Source organism: Streptomyces sp. NPDC018045 (assembly GCF_044327445.1).
Lineage (GTDB): Bacteria > Actinomycetota > Actinomycetes > Streptomycetales > Streptomycetaceae > Streptomyces.
In genome coordinates this window covers 198,431-215,811 of record NZ_JBIRFL010000005.1, presented here as the reverse complement: position 1 = coordinate 215,811, position 17,381 = coordinate 198,431, and the positions used below count along the sequence as shown (strand labels likewise).

The 17,381-nt window shown below is 73.5% G+C and carries 17 protein-coding genes; 4 read left to right on the top strand and 13 right to left on the bottom strand.

The genetic code is table 11. The annotated features are described in order from the left end of the window. Positions 1-38: 38 nt before the first annotated feature. Complete coding sequence (gene tsaB / locus ACH4EB_RS14750; RefSeq protein ID WP_398347813.1) at positions 39-698, bottom strand: tRNA (adenosine(37)-N6)-threonylcarbamoyltransferase complex dimerization subunit type 1 TsaB; 660 nt, start codon at positions 696-698, stop codon at positions 39-41. Positions 699-784: 86 nt separating this feature from the next. On the opposite strand from tsaB, the gene ACH4EB_RS14745 reads away from it, so the two are divergent. Then, complete coding sequence (locus ACH4EB_RS14745) at positions 785-1,351, top strand: hypothetical protein (RefSeq protein WP_398347812.1); 567 nt, start codon at positions 785-787, stop codon at positions 1,349-1,351. 18 nt (positions 1,352-1,369) lie between these two features. Here the strand turns inward: ACH4EB_RS14745 and ACH4EB_RS14740 are convergent, their stop codons facing one another. From ACH4EB_RS14740 to glmS, 7 genes are all read right to left on the bottom strand, one after another. After that, positions 1,370-1,585: a hypothetical protein gene (locus ACH4EB_RS14740; RefSeq protein WP_398347811.1), complete on the bottom strand. Its 216-nt coding sequence runs from the start codon at positions 1,583-1,585 to the stop codon at positions 1,370-1,372. Positions 1,586-1,707: 122 nt separating this feature from the next. Further along, positions 1,708-2,259 (bottom strand): tRNA (adenosine(37)-N6)-threonylcarbamoyltransferase complex ATPase subunit type 1 TsaE, encoded by a 552-nt coding sequence (tsaE, locus tag ACH4EB_RS14735; RefSeq protein ID WP_398347810.1) that lies wholly within the window; start codon positions 2,257-2,259, stop codon positions 1,708-1,710. Positions 2,260-2,365: 106 nt separating this feature from the next. Continuing rightward, positions 2,366-3,616, bottom strand: a complete 1,251-nt coding sequence (locus tag ACH4EB_RS14730) for an alpha/beta fold hydrolase (RefSeq protein ID WP_398347809.1) — start codon at positions 3,614-3,616, stop codon at positions 2,366-2,368. Further along, positions 3,613-4,773 (bottom strand): alanine racemase, encoded by a 1,161-nt coding sequence (gene alr, locus ACH4EB_RS14725; protein WP_398347808.1) that lies wholly within the window; start codon positions 4,771-4,773, stop codon positions 3,613-3,615. Before alr ends, ACH4EB_RS14730 begins: the two co-directional genes overlap by 4 nt. Positions 4,774-4,941: 168 nt before the next feature. After that, on the bottom strand, positions 4,942-6,369 hold the full coding sequence (locus tag ACH4EB_RS14720; RefSeq protein ID WP_398347807.1) for an NAD(P)H-hydrate dehydratase: 1,428 nt from the start codon (positions 6,367-6,369) through the stop codon (positions 4,942-4,944). Positions 6,370-6,462: 93 nt separating this feature from the next. After that, positions 6,463-6,831 carry a holo-ACP synthase gene (locus ACH4EB_RS14715; RefSeq protein WP_398347806.1) on the bottom strand — a complete coding sequence of 123 codons (369 nt, stop codon included), beginning with the start codon at positions 6,829-6,831 and terminating at the stop codon, positions 6,463-6,465. Further along, positions 6,828-8,675, bottom strand: coding sequence for a glutamine--fructose-6-phosphate transaminase (isomerizing) (gene glmS, locus ACH4EB_RS14710; protein WP_398347805.1), 1,848 nt, complete (start codon positions 8,673-8,675; stop codon positions 6,828-6,830). Before glmS ends, ACH4EB_RS14715 begins: the two co-directional genes overlap by 4 nt. A gap of 167 nt (positions 8,676-8,842) precedes the next feature. Between glmS and coaA the strand changes: the two genes are divergently transcribed. Together coaA and ACH4EB_RS14700 are read left to right on the top strand one after the other, a co-directional pair. Continuing rightward, positions 8,843-9,841: a type I pantothenate kinase gene (gene coaA / locus ACH4EB_RS14705; protein WP_398347804.1), complete on the top strand. Its 999-nt coding sequence runs from the start codon at positions 8,843-8,845 to the stop codon at positions 9,839-9,841. Positions 9,842-9,883: 42 nt separating this feature from the next. Next, entirely contained in the window at positions 9,884-10,810 is a 927-nt protein-coding gene (locus tag ACH4EB_RS14700) for a DUF389 domain-containing protein (RefSeq protein ID WP_398347803.1), read from the top strand. A gap of 9 nt (positions 10,811-10,819) precedes the next feature. On the opposite strand, the gene glmM is transcribed toward ACH4EB_RS14700, so the two are convergent. From glmM to ACH4EB_RS14675, 5 genes are all read right to left on the bottom strand, one after another. After that, positions 10,820-12,178, bottom strand: coding sequence for a phosphoglucosamine mutase (glmM, locus tag ACH4EB_RS14695; protein WP_398347802.1), 1,359 nt, complete (start codon positions 12,176-12,178; stop codon positions 10,820-10,822). A 142-nt stretch (positions 12,179-12,320) separates the two neighbouring features. After that, on the bottom strand, positions 12,321-12,833 hold the full coding sequence (gene rpsI / locus ACH4EB_RS14690; RefSeq protein WP_398347801.1) for a 30S ribosomal protein S9: 513 nt from the start codon (positions 12,831-12,833) through the stop codon (positions 12,321-12,323). 41 nt (positions 12,834-12,874) lie between these two features. Then, positions 12,875-13,318: a 50S ribosomal protein L13 gene (gene rplM, locus ACH4EB_RS14685; RefSeq protein ID WP_398347800.1), complete on the bottom strand. Its 444-nt coding sequence runs from the start codon at positions 13,316-13,318 to the stop codon at positions 12,875-12,877. Positions 13,319-13,522: 204 nt separating this feature from the next. Beyond that, entirely contained in the window at positions 13,523-14,779 is a 1,257-nt protein-coding gene (locus ACH4EB_RS14680) for a glycosyltransferase 87 family protein (RefSeq protein WP_398347799.1), read from the bottom strand. 75 nt (positions 14,780-14,854) lie between these two features. After that, positions 14,855-16,483 (bottom strand): ABC-F family ATP-binding cassette domain-containing protein, encoded by a 1,629-nt coding sequence (locus ACH4EB_RS14675; protein WP_398347798.1) that lies wholly within the window; start codon positions 16,481-16,483, stop codon positions 14,855-14,857. Positions 16,484-16,539: 56 nt separating this feature from the next. On the opposite strand from ACH4EB_RS14675, the gene ACH4EB_RS14670 reads away from it, so the two are divergent. Continuing rightward, complete coding sequence (locus ACH4EB_RS14670; protein ID WP_398347797.1) at positions 16,540-17,364, top strand: hypothetical protein; 825 nt, start codon at positions 16,540-16,542, stop codon at positions 17,362-17,364. The last annotated feature ends 17 nt before the right edge of the window (positions 17,365-17,381 follow it).

Below are 17,381 nucleotides of genomic sequence, written 5' to 3'. Positions count from 1 at the left end.
ACCGTCCCGCGCGCTCCCGGCGACAGCCACCCGAGCGGTCACTTCGGCGTGACCACCTTGTAGTTGGCGGGCACCTGCGCGTCCGGGCGCCGCAGGTACAGCGGCTGCGGCGGCAGCAGTTCCGCGCCGCGCGCCAGCTTCTCGGCGGCCAGCGCGGCGAGCGCGCCCGCGGACTGGTGCTCGGGGCCGCCGGCCCGGACGCCGGTGAAGGTGTCGGCGTACAGCACCGCGCCCGCGCCCACCGACGGCAGCGCGCCGGCCTCGTCGGCGATGTCCGCGGGGCGGTCCACGGCGGGCTCGGTGAGCCGCGTGCGGGCGTCGGCGTAGCGCGCCCAGTAGACCTCCTTGCGGCGGGCGTCGGTCGCGACCAGGAACGGCTCGTCGAGCCCGGAGGCGTACGCGATGCCGTCCAGCGTGCACAGGCCGTGCACCGGCACGTCGAGCGCGGCCCCGAATGTCGCGGCCGTCACGAGCCCGACCCGCAGGCCGGTGTACGGGCCGGGGCCGACGCCGACGACGATGTCGCTGACCGCGCCGAGTTCCACGCCGGCCTCGGCGAGCACCCGGTCGACGGCGGGCAGCAGCAGTTCGCCGTGCCGGCGGGCGTCCACCTGGCGTTCCTCGGCGAGGACGCGGGAGCCGTCGTGGACGGCGACGGTGACGGCGGGGGTTGCGGTGTCCAGAGCAAGCAGCAGCACGCCTCCAAGACTACGGCGCGGCCGCGGGTGCCTTGCCGGGTGCTACCGTCACCCGTAGTCACGCGCGTACGAAAGGTGGCACGGCGGTGTCCGCAAAGAGCAGTTCGATCGTCACCGCTCTGACGGCGGCCGCGCTCGCCGCCGTCGGCTTCCTGGCCTACCAGGCGTCCGCCTCGGCGCCCGACCACGCCACCGCCGCCAAGCAGCCGTCGTCCTCCGCGAGCCCGGCTCCGGGCAAGGGCAAGGACGGCGCGGGTCGGCAGAAGGCGGAGGTGCCGGTCCCGCCCGGCTCGGGCGAGGGCGAGCGGGTCGTCTACGCGCTGGGCGCGCGGCGGGTGTGGCTGGTCACGGCGGACGGCAAGGTGAAGCGGACGTACGAGGTCACGCCGAGCACCGTCAGCCCGGCCCCGGGCACGTACAAGGTCAACGGCCGTACGTTGAAGGTCACCGGCTCCGACGGGGTGCCGATCGAGCACGTGGTGCGTTTCACGGTCGCCGACGGTGTGGTGATCGGTTTCAGCGCGGCGCTCGACGGCTCGAAGCCGGACCCGAACGCGACGAAGAAGACCGGCGGTATCCGGGAGTCGCGTACGGACGGCACGGCGATGTGGGACTTCGCGCTGCACAAGACGAAGGTCGTCGTCGTCCCCTGAGGGCGCGCCCCGGGGCCTTTATGCCGCGTCGCGGGTATCCGCGTCGCGCGGCGCCTCCTGCGGGGCGATGACCCGCGTCTCGTCCTGTGTGCCGTCCTCGGCGCGGGACGGGGGCTGCGGGGGCGTGGACACCGCGTTGGCCGCGGCGCACGCCGCCAGCAGCTCGTTCATGGTCGGCGACGGTTCGGCCGCGCCGTCGCGGACCGCTGCGGTGACGGGCTGGTGGGCCGACATGGATGCCTCCCGTGGCTCCTGGGCAAGCGGGCGAGTTAGGCAGACCTAACCGGCTCTCTCTTCACCCATGTGACCACGTCCGGCGCCGCGCGCGCAACATCTTCCCGACGGCTTGTCGGAAACTACCGTACGGGCGCCGTCCACTCCCCGGCCAGCACCGTCAGGTCCGCGTCCGCCCAGCGCGGCCCGACGCCGCGGACCACGACCTCGCGCACGTCGTCCTCGTCCGCCGCCCCGTCGTCGGCGGCGGCCGGCGCGTCCGCGCCCACGGCGCGCTCGATGACCACGTGCAGCCGGTCCTCGGACAGCTCCTCGACCTTGCCGTCGCCCCACTCCACGACCACCACCGACTCCGGCAGCGAGACGTCGAGGTCCAGGTCCTCCATCTCGTCCAGACCGCCGCCGAGCCGGTACGCGTCCACGTGCACCAGGGCCGGGCCCCCGGTCAGCGGCGGGTGCACCCGGGCGATCACGAACGTCGGCGAGGTGACCGCGCCGCGTACGCCGAGGCCCTCGCCCAGCCCGCGGGTCAGCGTCGTCTTGCCCGCTCCCAGCTCCCCGGTCAGCAGCACGAGGTCCCCGGGGCGCAGCAGCCCGGCCAGTCTGCGGCCCAACTCCTGCATCTGCCGGGGTGACTTGGCGGTTACGTGCACGATCGTCTCGGTGGCGCTCATGCGCCGATGGTACGGCGCGCACCACCGGCATTCCGAACCCGTCCGCGCCCGGCGGACACCGGGAAGACGGTCACGGCCGGCCCCGGACCCGTGCTCGGGCCCGCGCTCAGGCCCGCGCCGACCGCGCAGCCGCCGCCGTCGCCGCCGCCCGCTCGATCAGCGTCTCCAGATGGCCGGTGACCACCTCGGGGCGCTCCAGCATCACCAGGTGGCCGGCGCCCGGCTCGCACACCGACTCCGCGCCCGGCAGCAGCTCGGCGATGGCGGCGCTGTGGTCGGACGGGGTGATCAGGTCCCGGTCGCCGGCCAGCACCAGCGCCGGCACGGGATCGAACGCCACCAGTGCCTCGGTCTTGTCGTGCACGGCGAAGGCCGGGAAGAACTCGGCGACGACATCGATCGGTGTCGCCTCGATCATCCGCTCGGCGAACCGCGCCACCCCCGGGTCCACCTCTTTCGGCGTACCGAAGGAGTAGCGCTTGACCAGCCCGGCGAAGAGGTCGGCGGTCGCCCGGCGGCCCTTCTCGACCAGCTCGCTCTGCGAGCCGAGCGCCTTGAGCACGCCCGGCGCCAGGCGGTGGAACGCCTTGACGCCCAGCGACGGCAGCCCGAAGGCGACCTCGCTGAGCCGGCCCGCCGATGTGCCGATCAGGGCCACGCCGACCACCCGCTCCGCGACGTACTCCGGATACTGGTCGGCCAGCGCCATCACCGTCATGCCGCCCATGGAGTGCCCGACCAGCACGATCGGCCCCTCGGGCACGGCGGCGTCCAGCACCGCCTTCAGGTCCCGGCCCAGCAGGTCGATGGTGACCGGCTCGGTGCCGTCGCGCTGGGCCCGGCCGCGCTCCGAGCGGCCGTGGCTGCGCTGGTCCCAGTGGACGCTGCGCACCGCGCCGCGCAGGGCCGCGCGCTGGAAGTGCCAGGAGTCCTGGCTCAGGCAGTAGCCGTGGCTGAAAACGACCGTGGGCGCCCCGGAGCGGCGTCCCAGCAGCCCCAGCAGCCGCTTGCGGCGCGCACTGCCGGTGCCGCCGCCCTTGCCTCTGCCGTCGCCCGGCTCGTCGATCTCGTAGTGCAGCTCCGTGCCGTCCTCGGCCACCGCCGTGCCCGGTGTGCCGCGCAGCGTGCCGTACGGGCCCGCCGCGTCCAGCGCGAGCCGCGCCTTGCGCCGTACGCCCCGGCCGACCGTCAGCCGCTCGATGGCCACGCCCGCCGCGGCACCCGCCGCGACCACGCCGATGGCGGCTCCGGCGAGGCCCGCGTGGCGCCCCGCCCGTGTCCAGTTGCCGGCCGTCGTGGCCGCCTCGGCCGCCGCGTCGAGCGCGGCGTCGGCGGCCGCCCCCGTCCTGTCGCTCATGTCCCGCTCCCCGTGTCCGCGCGCTCGTCGACATAGACGCGTGGCACCCGGGTACCGATCCGCGTGACGATCTCGTACCCGATCGTGCCCGTCGCACGCGCCCAGTCCTCGACGGTCGGCTCACCCCGGTCGCCCGGACCGAACAGCACCGCCACATCCCCCACCTGGGCCGGATCCCCGCCGAGATCGACCACGAACTGGTCCATCGCGATGGTTCCGGCGACCGTCCGCCACTTGCCCGCGACCAGCACCGGTCCGCTGTTCGACGCATGGCGGGGGATGCCGTCGGCGTAGCCGAGCGGGACCAGGGCGAGCGTGGTCTCGCCGGACGTCGTGTAGCGGTGCCCGTACGAGACGCCGTGGCCGCCGGGCACGTGCTTGACCGACGCCAGGGACGCCTCCAGCGTCATCGCGGGACGCAGCCCGAAGTCCTGCGGTACGCCGATCTCCGGGCTGGGCGAGACGCCGTAGATGCCGATCCCGGCGCGCACCAGGTCGAAGTGCGCGTGCGGGAGACTGAGCAGCGCCGGGGTGTTGGCGTGGTGGCGCACCTCCGGGTCCAGGCCCGCCCGGCGGACCACCGCGTCGGCCTCGGCGAAGGCCGCGAGCTGGGCGTCGATGGAGGGATGGCCGGGCTCGTCGGCGCAGGCGAAGTGCGACCAGACGCCGGTGACCCGTATCGCGCCCTCGGCCTCGGCGGCGCGCGCGGCGCCGACCAGCTCGGGCCAGTCGGCGGGCTGGCAGCCGTTGCGCCCCAGCCCCGTGTCGACCTTGAGCTGGACGCGGGCGGTACGGCCGCACGCCCGTGCCGCCGCGGTCACCTCGCGCAGGGCCCACAGCCCGCTGACCGACACGTCGACGTCCTGCTCGACCGCCTGCCGCCAGGGCCCGCCGGGCGCCCACAGCCAGCACATCAGCCGCCCGGTGTCCCCCGCGGCGCGCAGCGCGAACGCCTCCTCGGGAAGCGCGGTGCCCAGCCACGTCGCCCCGGCCTCGCGGGCCGCCCGGGCGCAGGGGACCGCGCCGTGGCCGTACCCGTCGGACTTCACCACGGCCATCAGCTCGGCCCGGGGCGCGCGGTCCCGCAGCGCCCGCACGTTGGAGCGCACCGCGGCGAGGTCGACGGCCGCACGGGCCCTCATGGCTGCATGGTTCATCCACCCAGTGTCGCAGAACGGGGTGTTGGGGCACGGAGAGGCGGCCGCTCCGGGGCCCGGGGAAACGCCCGCGACTCGCCGTACGCGACTGCCCCGGCGCCCTCGGAAACGGTTGACGCCGCCCTCGGAGAAGCCGCCCCCCGGGGAAGCCGCCGGCGCCGGGCCTCCTCAGAAGCGGCTGACGTCCCGCCACGCCTCGCCCAGCGCCCCGGCCACGTCCGTCGCCCGGATCGGCGCGCCGTCCGAGGTGGCCGCCAGGCGGGCGGCCAGGCCGTGCAGGTACGCGCCCACGGCGGCCGCGTCGCACGCGGGCAGGCCGGTGGCCAGCAGCGATCCGGTCAGGCCGGACAGCACGTCGCCGCTGCCCGCGGTGGCCAGCCAGCCCGTGCCGGTGGGGTTGACGCGCACGGGGCCGCCCGCCGCGTCGGCGACGAGGGTCGTGGAGCCCTTGAGGAGGGCCGTGGCGCCGTACCGCTCGGCCAGTTCCCGTACGGAGCGCAGGCGGCACGCCTCCACGTCCGCCCGGTCGGTGCCGAGCAGGGCCGCGGCCTCCCCGGCGTGCGGGGTGAGCAGGGTCGGCGCGGCACGGTCCCGTACGCGCGCGGGCTCCAGGAAGCGCAGCCCGTCGGCGTCCACCAGGACGGGTACGCCGGAGCCGAGGACGTCCGTCATGGCGTCGCCGTCGTCGCCGATGCCGGGGCCGATGACCCAGGACTGGACACGGCCCGCCTTCGACGGCGGCCCGGCGTGCACCAGGGTCTCCGGGAAGTGCGCGAGCACCTCGTCGGCCGCCGGGCCCACGTACCGTACGGCCCCGGCGCCGCCCCGCAGCGCCCCGGAGACCGCCAGGACGGCGGCGCCCGGATAGCGCGCGGACCCCGCGACGACACCCACCACACCCCGCCGGTACTTGTCGCTCTCCGCCGTGGGCCGGGGCAGCAGCGCCGCCACGTCCGCGTACTGCGGCGCCTCGGCCGCCGGGTCCCCGGGCAGTTCGAGGCCGATGTCCACCAGCCGCAGCGCGCCCGCGTACGCCCGCGCCGGATCGATGAGCAGGCCCGGCTTGTACGCGCCGAACGTCACCGTCACATCGGCCCGTACGGCGTCCCCCGGCACCTCCCCGGTGTCCGCGTCCACGCCGCTCGGCAGGTCGACGGAGACCACCGTGGTCTGCCGCGCCGCGGCGGCCAGCCGGGCCGCCTCCGGCCGCAGCCCGCCCTTGCCGCCGATGCCGACGATGCCGTCCACGACGAGGTCGGCCCGCGCGATGTCGGCCAGGGCGTCGCCGGACACCCGGCCGCCCGCCGCGCGCAGCGCCGCCAGGCCGCCCGCGTGGGCCCGGTCCGGTGTCAGCAGGACGGCGCGTACGCCCGCGCCCCGCCGGGCCAGCCGGGCGCCCGCGTACAGCGCGTCGCCGCCGTTGTCGCCGCTGCCCACGAGCAGCACGACCCGGGTGCCGTACACCCGTCCCAGCAGCTCCGCGCAGGCCACCGCGAGCCCGGCGGCGGCCCGCTGCATCAGGGCTCCCTCGGGCAGCCGCGCCATCAGGTCCCGCTCGGCCGCCCGTACGACATCCACGCTGAACGCAGTCCTCATGCCCCCAGTCTCACCCCGGACGGCGCCGGCATTCCTCCCGGCTCGCCCGGCCGCGCCCGTGACCCGGCCCGTACGCCCGCGCCCCGGCGCCGCTCATCCCTCCGCGATCACCACCGCCGAGGCCACACCCGCGTCATGACTGAGCGACACGTGCCACGACCGCACGCCGAGTTCCGCGGCCCGCTGGGCGACCGTGCCGCGGATCTTGAGTATCGGCTGCCCGGTCTCCAGCACCGCCACCTCCGCGTCCGTCCACCGCAGCCCGGCGGGCGCGCCGAGCGCCTTGGCCACCGCCTCCTTGGCCGCGAACCGCGCGGCGAGCGAGGCGATGCCCCGGCGCTCGCCGCTGGGCAGCGTCAACTCCCGTGCCACGAACAGCCGCTGCGCCATGTCCGGGGTGCGCTCCAGCGCCGCCGCGAACCGGTCGATCTCGGCGACGTCGATCCCCACCCCGATGATCACTCGACGGTCACCGACTTGGCGAGGTTGCGCGGCTGGTCGACCTCGTTGCCGCGCGCCGTGGCCAGTTCACAGGCGAAGACCTGGAGCGGCACGGCGGAGACCATCGGCTGGAGCAGGGTCGGTGTGCGCGGGATGCGCACGAGGTGGTCCGCGTACGGGACGACCGCCTCGTCCCCCTCCTCGGCGATCACGATGGTGAGCGCGCCCCGGGCCCGGATCTCCTGGATGTTGGAAACGATCTTGCCGTGCAGGACGGACCGGCCGCGCGGCGACGGCACCACCACGACGACCGGCACACCCTCCTCGATCAGCGCGATCGGCCCGTGCTTCAGCTCGCCCGCCGCGAAGCCCTCCGCGTGCATGTACGCGAGTTCCTTCAGCTTCAGCGCGCCCTCCAGGGCGACGGGGTAGCCCACGTGCCGCCCCAGGAACAGCACCGTGTCGCGGTCCGCGAGGCCGCGCGCCAGCTCCCGTACCGGCTCCATCGTCCCCAGGACCTGCTCGACCTGCGTACCGATCGCCGCCAGCTCGCGCACCACCGCCCGGATCTCGTCGCCCCACTGGGTGCCCCGCACCTGGCCCAGGTACAGCGCGAGGAGGTAGCAGGCCACCAACTGCGTCAGGAACGCCTTGGTCGAGGCGACCGCGACCTCCGGCCCGGCGTGCGTGTAGAGCACCGCGTCCGACTCGCGCGGGATCGTCGCGCCGTTGGTGTTGCAGACCGCGAGCACCTTCGCGCCCTGTTCACGGGCGTGCCGTACGGCCATCAGGGTGTCCATCGTCTCGCCGGACTGCGAGATGGCGACGACCAGCGTGCGCGGGTCGAGGATCGGATCGCGGTAGCGGAACTCGCTGGCCAGCTCCACCTCGCAGGGGATCCGCGTCCAGTGCTCGATCGCGTACTTGGCGATCATTCCGGCGTGGAAGGCCGTGCCGCAGGCCACTATCACCACCTTGGTGGCCTCGCGCAGCACCGTGTCGTCGATGCGGACCTCGTCCAGCGAGAGCACCCCGGACTCGTCCACCCGGCCCAGCAGCGTGTCGGCGACCGCCTTCGGCTGCTCGGCGATCTCCTTGAGCATGAAGTAGTCGTAGCCGCCCTTCTCGGCGGCCGACGCGTCCCAGTCCACGTGGTAGTGGCGCACCTCGCCCGGCGCGCCGTCGAAGCCGGTGACCGTCACCCCGTCCCGGCGCACCTCCACGACCTGGTCCTGTCCGAGTTCGACGGCCTCCCGGGTGTACGAGATGAACGCCGCCACGTCCGACGCCAGAAACGCCTCGTCCTCGCCGATGCCCACCACCAGCGGGGAGTTGCGGCGCGCGCCCACCACCACGTCCGGCGCGTCCGCGTGCACCGCCACCAGCGTGAACGCGCCCTCCAGCCGGCGGCACACCTGGCGCATCGCCTCGGCCAGGTCCCCGCAGGAGGAGAAGTTCTCCGCCAGCAGGTGCCCGACGACCTCGGTGTCCGTCTCGGAGGCCAGCAGGTGGCCGCGCCCGGCCAGTTCCGCGCGCAGCGCCGCGAAGTTCTCGATGATGCCGTTGTGGACGACGGCGACCCGCCCGGCGTTGTCCAGATGCGGGTGGGCGTTGGTGTCGGTCGGCGCGCCGTGCGTGGCCCACCGGGTGTGCCCGAGCCCGGTCGTCCCGGCCGGCAGCGGACGGTCGGCCAGTTCCTTGTCCAGGTTGGCGAGTTTGCCCGCCTTCTTGGCCGCCGCGAGCCCGCCGTCGGCCAGCACGGCCACCCCGGCCGAGTCGTAGCCGCGGTACTCCAGCCGCTTCAGCCCGGTGAGCACGACGTCCAGGGCGGACCGGCCGCCCGCATACCCCACGATTCCGCACATGAGGGCAGCCTACGGCGCCGGGCGATCAATGCCCGCGCTCCATCCGGTCAACCCACGTGTCCTGACCTCGGCCGGAGCCGAACCGGCCCGCGCCGCGACACGCGGACCGGGCGGCCACAACCCCACCCCGGGGTGAACCGGCCCCCGCGCCTGCGGACAATGGGCGCGTGCCCCTCACCACAGAGCCGACCGAGTCGCAGCACCGCCGCCGCGCCGAGCGCACGCCGTACGTCGACCTGACGCGCGCCGAGTGGAGCGCCCTGCGGGAGAAGACACCGCTGCCGCTGACCGCCGAGGAGGTCGAGCGGCTGCGCGGGCTGGGCGACGTGATCGACCTGGACGAGGTGCGCGACGTCTATCTGCCGCTGTCCCGCCTGCTCAACCTGTACGTGGGCGCCACCAGCAATCTGCGCGGCGCCCTGAACACCTTCCTCGGCGACGCGGGCGGCGGCCACGGCGCGCAGCCCGGCACCCCGTTCGTCATAGGGGTCGCGGGCAGCGTGGCGGTCGGCAAGTCCACCACCGCCCGGCTCCTCCAGGCGCTGCTGGCCCGCTGGCCGGAGCACCCGCGCGTCGAACTGGTCACCACCGACGGCTTCCTGTTCCCCAACGCCGAGCTGCACCGCCGCGGCCTGATGTCGCGCAAGGGCTTCCCCGAGTCGTACGACCGCCGGGCCCTGACCCGCTTCGTCGCCGATGTGAAATCCGGGAAGGCCGAGGTCAGCGCCCCGGTCTACTCCCACCTGATCTACGACATCGTGCCCGGCGAACGGCTGACCGTGCACCGCCCCGACATCTTGATCGTCGAGGGCCTGAACGTCCTGCAGCCCGCCCTGCCCGGCAAGGACGGCCGCACCCGGCTCGGCCTCGCCGACTTCTTCGACTTCTCGGTGTACGTCGACGCCCGTACGGAGGACATCGAACGCTGGTACCTGGGCCGGTTCGGCAAACTGCGGGCGACCGCCTTCCAGAACCCGTTCTCGTACTTCCGCAAGTACACCCAGGTGTCCGAGGCCGAGGCCCTCGACTACGCGCGGATGATCTGGCGCACCGTCAACAAGCCCAACCTGGAGCAGAACGTGGCGCCGACCCGCGGCCGCGCCAACCTGGTCCTGCGCAAGGGCCCCGACCACAAGGTGCAGCGGCTCTCCCTGCGCAAACTCTGAGGCGGCGGGTCGCCGTCGCACCACCGCCCCGAGGAGCACGCCGTGCTGCATCTGCGCCTGATCGTTCCCGCCGGACGTACCGACGCCGTCGTACGCCTGGTGGAGAACACCGTCGGCACCACCCACCTCGCCGTCCTGACCGGCGCGGCACGCGACCCAATGGGCGATGTCGTCCTGTGCGACGTGGCCCGCGAGGCCGGTGACACCCTGCTGCGGGAACTGCGGGTACTCGGCATCGACCGGGACGGCGCCATCGCCGTCGAGAACATCGACCTGTCCCTGTCCACCCGGGCCGACCGGGCGGAGCGGGACGCGCCCGGCGAGGGCGCGGACGCCGTGCTGTGGGAGTCGCTGAGCAACGCGACCCACGAGGAGTCCACGCTCTCCGTCACCTACCTGGCGTTTCTGACGCTCGCCACGATGATCGCGGCCTGCGGCGTGGTGCTGGACAACGCCATCCTGATCGTCGGCGCGATGGCCGTCGGCCCCGAGTTCGGGCCGCTGGCCGGGATCTGCACGGCGCTGGTCCGGCGCGCGCCCCGACCGGCCTGGCGCTCCGTGCTGGCGCTGGTCGTGGGCTTCGCGGTGGCGATGGCGGTGACGGTGGGCTTCAGCCTGTTCATGGACGCGGTCGGTCTCTTCCACGCCGAGGCGCTGACCGCCGAGCGGCCGAACACCCACTTCATCTACCGGCCGGACTGGTTCTCGTTCGTCGTGGCCGCCCTCGCCGGAGTCGCCGGCGTGCTCTCGCTGACCTCGGCGAAGTCCGGCGCCCTGGTCGGCGTGGCCATTTCGGTGACCACCGTCCCGGCCGCCGCCAACGCGGCCGTCGCCTTCGGCTACAGCTCGTACAAGCAGGCTCTCGGCTCCACGGAACAGCTCCTGCTGAACCTGGCGGGGATCGTCCTCGCGGGCACGCTGACGCTGCTGGCCCAGAAGGTCTTCTGGGCCAGGCAGCGACAGCGTTAGGACGGGCGGCTAGCCCAGCGCCGACTTCACGACATCCGCCAGGCGGCCGGCCACGGCCCCCGCCTGCTCGATGTCGGCGGCCTCGACCATGACCCGGACCAGCGGCTCCGTGCCCGAGGGGCGCAGCAGTACCCGCCCGGTGGCGCCCAGCTCGCGCTCCGCCTCCGCGACGGCCGAGGTGACCTCCGGCGACGTGCCGACCCGGGACTTGTCCACGTCCGGCACGTTGACCAGCACCTGCGGCAGGCGCTTCATAACGCCCGCCAGCTCGCCCAGCGGACGGCCGGTCGCCGCGACGCGGGCGGCGAGCATCAGGCCGGTGAGCGTGCCGTCGCCGGTGGTCGCGTGGTCCAGCGCGATGACGTGCCCGGACTGCTCGCCGCCGAGCGCGTAGCCGCCGGCCTTCATCTCCTCCAGGACGTACCGGTCGCCGACCGCCGTCTGCACGAAGGTCAGGCCCTCGCGCTCCATGGCCAGCTTGAAGCCCAGGTTGGACATCACGGTCGCCACGACGGTGTCCTTGCGCAGCGTCCCCGCCTCGCGCATCCCGAGGGCGAGGACGGCCAGGATCTGGTCGCCGTCGATCTCGTTGCCGTCGCGGTCCACCGCCAGGCAGCGGTCCGCGTCACCGTCGTGCGCCACGCCGAGGTCCGCGCCGTGCTCGACGACCGCGGTGCGCAGGCCGGCGATGTGCGTGGAGCCGCAGCCGTCGTTGATGTTCAGGCCGTCGGGGTCGGTGCCGATGGTGACGACCTCGGCGCCGGCCCGGGCGAACGCCTCCGGGGAGACCCGGGCGGCCGCGCCGTGCGCGCCGTCGATGACGACCTTCAGGCCGTCGAGGCGGTTGGGGAGGACCCCCACCAGGTGGGCGACGTAGTTGTCGAAGCCCTGGTCGTAGTCCTTGACGCGGCCCACACCGGCGCCGGTCGGCCGGTCCCACGGCTCGCCGGAGCCGTGCGACCGGTAGGTGCGCTCGATGCGGTCCTCCAGCTCGTCGGCGAGCTTGTGACCGCCGCGGGCGAAGAACTTGATGCCGTTGTCGGGCATCGGGTTGTGGCTGGCGGAGAGCATCACGCCCAGGTCGGCGCCGAGCGAACCGGTCAGGTACGCCACGGCCGGGGTCGGCAGCACGCCCACCCGGAGGACGTCCACGCCCGCGCTGGCCAGGCCCGCGACGACGGCGGCCTCCAGGAACTCCCCGGACGCCCTCGGATCGCGCCCGACCACAGCCACCGGCCGATGACCCTCAAAAGAGCCAACCTCCGCGAGCACATGCGCCGCCGCGACCGACAGACCGAGCGCCAGCTCGGCCGTCAGATCGGCGTTGGCGACACCGCGCACACCGTCCGTGCCGAAGAGTCGTCCCACTGGTGTCCTCCGAGTTGATGTACGTGGACCAGAACATTGCGTCCAGGTATACGCCGCTGGTCCCGGGTAGCCGAACGCCCCGGCAGCACGGATGGTGCCACCGGGGCGTTCGCCAAGAGCTGCGCGAGCAGCCAAGCGGCAATTAGCGCTTGCTGTACTGCGGCGCCTTGCGGGCCTTCTTCAGACCGGCCTTCTTGCGCTCGACCGCACGGTCGTCGCGCTTGAGGAAGCCGGCCTTCTTCAGCGGGCCGCGGTTGTTGTCCTCGTCCGCCTCGTTCAGCGCACGGGCCACGCCCAGGCGCAGCGCACCGGCCTGGCCGGAGATGCCGCCACCGGAGATGCGGGCCACGACGTCGTAGCGGTTGTCGAGTTCGAGCACCTTGAAGGGCTCGTTGACTTCCTGCTGGTGCACCTTGTTCGGGAAGTAGCCCTCAAGGGTGCGGCCGTTGATCTTCCACTGACCGGTGCCCGGGATGATCCGGACGCGGGCGATGGCGTTCTTGCGACGGCCCAGGCCGGCGGCCGGCTGCGGGTCGCCGAAGCGCGAGGCGAGGGACTCGGAGGTGTACTCACCCTCCAGCGGAACCTCGGTCTCGGTCGTGTACTCCTCGACCTCTACCTCTTCGAGCGGGGTCTCGGCGGTGGTCTCAGCCACGATTCTCCTCAGATTCTCTTCGTCTTAGGGGGTGGCCGGACTTACTGCGCGACCTGGGTGATCTCGAACGGGACCGGCTGCTGCGCAGCGTGCGGGTGCTCGCCACCCGCGTAGACCTTCAGCTTCGAGAGCATCTGACGGCCCAGGGTGTTCTTGGGGAGCATGCCCTTGATGGCCTTCTCGACGGCCTTCTCGGGGTTCTTGTCGAGCAGCTCGTCGTAACGGACCGAGCGCAGACCACCCGGGAAGCCGGAGTGGCGGTAGGCCATCTTCTGGCTGCGCTTGTTGCCGGACAGGTGCACCTTGTCGGCGTTGATGATGACGACGAAGTCGCCGGTGTCGACGTGCGGCGCGTACACCGGCTTGTGCTTACCCCGCAGGAGGGAAGCGGCCTGGGAGGCCAGACGGCCCAGGACGACGTCCTGGGCGTCGATGATGTGCCACTGGCGCTGGACATCGCCGGGCTTGGGGCTGAACGTACGCACGGTTAGCCTTCGCTTCTTCAGTGAATAGGGGCCTGTACTGGTCACCTCGGTCGATCGCCCAGCACTGGCGGCACCACGGGTGACGCAACCCGGGTTCGCCGCTGGTCATCGGCCCGGTGGACCGGCGTAAGGGCCCCTCACGTGAGATAGAGCAAGCCAATACGCATAACGAACTGGCAGAATACCGGGCCGCCCCCAGCCGGGTCAAAACACGTCCCGAACCGGCGTACGATCCCCACCCTCGGGGCCCACGGGCATGACCGCCACCGCCCGCAGCACCCGCGGCCGCACACAGGCCCACGCCAGCACGGCGGCGACCGTCCACAGCATCGCCGCGTCCTTGAAGGCCCGCCGGTGCAGTCCCTCCAGGTGCGGCCAGACCAGCCCGGAAATCTGCGGCACGAGGGCGACCCAGAACCAGACCGTACGGGGCACCGAGCCGGGCCGGGCGACGGACGCCACCAGCGGCGGCAGCACCACCAGCAGGTAGTGGTCGAAGGACGGCCGGGACACCAGGAAGGCCGCGAGCATCAGCATCGCGGCGGTCTCCACGAGCCGCAGCGGCCCCTCGTCACCGCGCCGCCACCGCACCCAGGCGCACCCGGCCCCGGCCACCGCCGCCACCGCCGCCACCCCGTACGCCGCGGTCTCCGGCACGCCGAGCCGGGTCAGGATCATGCCGAGCGAGGCGTCGAAGGGCCGCGCGAAGCTGTCCTGGCCGCTCAGCAGGAACGGCAGCGTACGGGTGAAGAACATGCCGGGACGCGGCATGACCAGCGCCGCCAGCGCGGACGCCACGACGGGCACCGCCACCGCCACCGCGACGGCCCGCCACCGCCGCGCCAGGACCAGCAGCAGGAGCAGCGGCGCCAGCAGCGGCTTGAGGGCCAGCGCGAGCCCCAGGACCGCGCCCGCGGCCACCCACCGGCAGCGCAGCGCCAGGAGCAGCACCACGGGCAGCGCGGCCACGGACGCCAGGGTCCAGTTCCCGATGTTCACCACATTGCGGAACGGCTCGAAGAACGCCAGAGCCGCCACCCCGAGCACCGCCAGCCGGCTCCCCATCGGAACCCGGAAGATCCGCAGCGAGACGAGCCAGCCCAGCAACACCAGCCCCACCCCCGCCACCGGCACCAGCAGTCGCAGTTGCCCGGCGGACAACAGCGCCTCGGGCACCGCGGCCAGCACCGCGCTCGGCAGGTACAGGAACCGCTTGTCGCCGTACGGGGCCTCGCCGTGCAGCAGCGCCCGCGCGGCCTTGACCACGAAGTCGTTGTCCATGCCGACGGTGGGGCTGTGCCGCTGGACGTGGAAGATCACCGCCGTCATCAGCGCGGCGGCGGCCGCCCACAGCGGCCACGGGGCCCGCCGGAGCAGCCACCCGTCCACCGGGGAGTCCGCGACCCCCGCCGCGGCCCGCTCCCCCGCCGCATCCGCTATGACCGTTTTCTCCGCGCTCATGCGTCCATCTAAGAGCCGCCCCCACGGCCCCACCACCGGACGCGCCCGAGCGGTGCCCCGGAGCCACCGCGGCGCCTACCGCTCGCGCTCCACCCTGCGCTCGTCCCACACCGGCTCCGCCGTCTCCCGCACCCGGCCGTCCGAGCCGAAGACCAGGTACCGGTCGAAGGACCGCGCGAACCAGCGGTCGTGCGTCACCGCCAGCACCGTCCCCTCGTACGCCTCCAGCCCCTCCTGGAGCGCCTCCGCGCTCTCCAGGTCGAGGTTGTCGGTCGGCTCGTCCAGCAGCAGGGCGGTCGTGCCCGCCAGCTCCAGCAGCAGGATCTGGAAACGCGCCTGCTGGCCGCCCGACAGCCGGTCGAAGCGCTGCTCGGCCTGGCGCTCCAGCTCGTACCGGCGCAGCGCGCTCATCGCCTTGCCCCGGTCCTTGGCATGCTCCGTCCACAGGATGTCGAGAAGCGTGCGGCCTGCCAGCTCCGGGTGGGTGTGCGTCTGCGCGAAATGCCCGGGTACGACGCGGGCGCCCAGCTTCCAGGTGCCCGTGTGCGCCACGGGATTTTCGGGGTCCCCCGCCAGCAGCCGCAGGAAGTGCGACTTGCCGGAGCCGTTCGATCCCAGCACCGCGACCCGCTCCCCGTAGAAGACCTCCAGGTCGAACGGCTCCATCAGCCCGGTCAGCTCAAGGTTCTCGCAGGTCACCGCCCGTACGCCGGTACGGCCGCCCTTGAGCCGCATGGTGATGTCCTGCTCGCGCGGCGGCTCCGGCGGCGGGCCGGCCTCCTCGAACTTGCGCAGCCGGGTCTGCGCGGCGTGGTAGCGGGAAGCCAGCTCGTGGCTGTTCTCCGCGGCCTGCCGCAGATTGCGCACCAGCTTCTTGAGCTGCTCGTGCTTCTCGTCCCAGCGCCGCCGCAGCTCCTCGAAGCGGGCGAAGCGCTCCTTACGGGCCTCGTGGTACGTGCCGAAGCCACCGCCGTGCACCCACACGTCCGACCCGGCAGGCCCCGGCTCGACGCTGACGATCTTCTCGGCGGAGCGGGCCAGCAGCTCCCGGTCGTGGCTGACGAACAGCACCGTCTTCTTCGTCTCGCGCAGCCGCTCCTCCAGCCAGCGCTTGCCCGGCACGTCGAGGTAGTTGTCCGGCTCGTCCAGCAGCAGGACCTCGTCGGTGCCGCGCAGCAGCGACTCCAGCACCAGCCGCTTCTGCTCACCACCGCTGAGCGTGCGCACCTGCCGCCACTGCGCCTTCTCGTACGGGACGCCCAGCGCGGCCATGGTGCACATGTCCCACACCGTCTCGGCCTCGTACCCGCGCGCCTCGGCCCAGTCGCTGAGCGCCTGCGCGTACCGCATCTGCGCGGCCTCGTCGTCGACGGTCAGCACGGCGTGCTCGGCGGCGTCCACGGCCGCCGCCGCTTCCCTGATCCGCGGCTGCGCCACCGACACCAGCAGGTCCCGCACGGTCCGCTCATCCCGGACCGACCCCACGAACTGCGGCATCACCCCCAGCCCGCCGCTGACCGTCACCGCGCCGCCGTGCGGCTGAAGCTCCCCCGAGATCAGCCGGAGCAGGGTCGTCTTGCCCGCCCCGTTGGCGCCCACCAGGGCCACCGAGGCGCCCTCACCGACCCTGAAGGACACGTCGCCCAACAGCACCCGCCCGTCCGGCAGGTAGTACTCCAGATGCCCGGCCTCCACGTGTCCCATGACCCGGATTGTCTCCGCCCGCCCCGCGTTCCACCAACCGGATTAGGATGCGCGGCATGAGCTTTGGGCATGGTGGGCCGTTCGGGCCCGGGGGACCGGACTCCTCGACTCCTGACTGGGCGGCACTCGCCGACGAGAGCGAGGCGCGCGGCCGGCGGCGCCGCCGGCTGTACATCGGCGGCGGCGTGCTGGCGACCGTCGCCGTGGCCGGCATCGTCGCCACCGCCGTGATCAGCAGCAACAAGGGCGACACCAACCTGCCGCGGGCGCAGAAACTGCCCGACGAGCCCGCCGCCCCCAAACCGTCCTTCTCCGACGTCTCCGTCCCCCCGCCGCCGAACCCGCGGGACTACATCACCGACCCCAGGAAGGACACCGCGGCCCTCACCCCCGGCACCCTCTTCCCCGAGAAGAGCATGGTGCTCGGCAAGAACAGCTACCCCCGCAAGACCACCGCCGCCACCGACGACTGCACGGCCGCCGCCCACGGCCCCCTCGGCTCGGTGCTCCGGCACAACGGCTGCCGGAAGCTGCTGCGCGCCACCTACGCCAAGGACGGCGTGGCGGTCACCGTCGGCGTCGCGGTCTTCGACTCCAAGGCCGCCGCGTTCAAGGTCAAGGCCGCCGACAAGGCCGGCCTCGCGCCCCTGCCGGGCGGCGGCGTCGGCTCCTTCTGCCAGGGCGCGCCCTGCACGATGTACACCAACGCCACCGGCCGCTACGCCTACTTCACCATCGCCGGCAACCTCGACGGCTCGGCCGTCACCAACGCGTCCACCAAGGCCCTGCAGATAGCGCGGGACGGCGGCCAGTACGCGTACCACCGCATCTGGCAGCGCGGCACGGACCAGGCGGCCAAGGCCGCTCGCGCCCAGTCCTGACGCCCGCCCCGGGGCGG